This is a genomic window from Microbacterium mangrovi, assembly GCF_000802305.1.
GTDB lineage: Bacteria > Actinomycetota > Actinomycetes > Actinomycetales > Microbacteriaceae > Microbacterium > Microbacterium mangrovi.
The window spans coordinates 1-256 of the sequence record NZ_JTDK01000053.1; the positions used below are offsets into that span (position 1 = coordinate 1).

A 256-nucleotide genomic window follows, 5' to 3' on the forward strand; every position below is an offset into this window, starting at 1 on the left:
CACCTTTACTCCGCCGCGGACCAGCAGGTCGATAGTGGTGACCGCTTCGGTCTCTTCGCTACCAGGGGCGAGGCAAATCAGTGCCGACGCGCTCATATTCATTCTCCTTACGCTTGATCAATTCAAATAAGCGGGCGTTTTCCGGTACGGCGACGCCGTGGGCGCGGGCGCGGTTGAGCAGAAAACCGGTGATGTAGTCGATCTCTGTATGCCGCTGGGCGCGAACGTCCTGCAGCATGGAAGAGATATTTTCTGC

General features: G+C 57.8%; 1 protein-coding gene. It reads right to left on the reverse strand.

What is annotated here, in order from left to right; genetic code table 11:
• Window positions 1-58: 58 nt before the first annotated feature.
• Window positions 59-256: ketopantoate reductase C-terminal domain-containing protein (locus LK09_RS21295; RefSeq protein ID WP_331454279.1), on the reverse strand; the 198-nt coding region annotated here is incomplete at its 5' end.